Origin of the sequence: Bradyrhizobium sp. SRL28 (assembly GCF_018596315.1) — a bacterium.
Taxonomy (GTDB): domain Bacteria; phylum Pseudomonadota; class Alphaproteobacteria; order Rhizobiales; family Xanthobacteraceae; genus Bradyrhizobium.
Genome location: NZ_JAHEAG010000240.1, coordinates 1 through 387, shown reverse-complemented (window position 1 = coordinate 387; position 387 = coordinate 1). Strand labels below are relative to the sequence as shown.

Sequence of the window (387 nt, the reverse complement as noted above, 5' to 3'; positions counted from 1 at the left end):
GAGCAGCAGTGCATCCATGAGCTGTTCGAGGCGCAGGTGGGCAAGGCGCCGGATGCGGTGGCGGTGGTCTATCAGGACCAGCGCTTAAGCTATGACGAGCTCAATGCGCGGGCGAACCGGCTGGCGCACCACCTGATCGCGCTCGGGGTCAGGCCGGACCAGCCGGTGGCGATCTGCCTTCAGCGCAGCATCGCGATGGTGGTCGGGCTGCTGGCGATCCTCAAGGCGGGCGGGGCGTATCTGCCGCTGGATCCTGCCTATCCGTCGGCGCGGCTGCACCAGGTGCTCAACGATGCGGCGCCGCCTCTGCTGCTGGCCGATGCGGCGGGACGATCGGCGCTCGGCGGCGATGCGCTACTCGATCTGACGGTGGTCGACCTGGAGACG

General features: G+C 68.7%; 1 protein-coding gene. It reads left to right on the top strand.

Annotated features, from left to right (window positions below; genetic code table 11):
- Positions 1-387 (top strand): AMP-binding protein (locus KIP88_RS46175; RefSeq protein WP_214494678.1); only part of this gene is annotated, 387 nt, incomplete at both ends.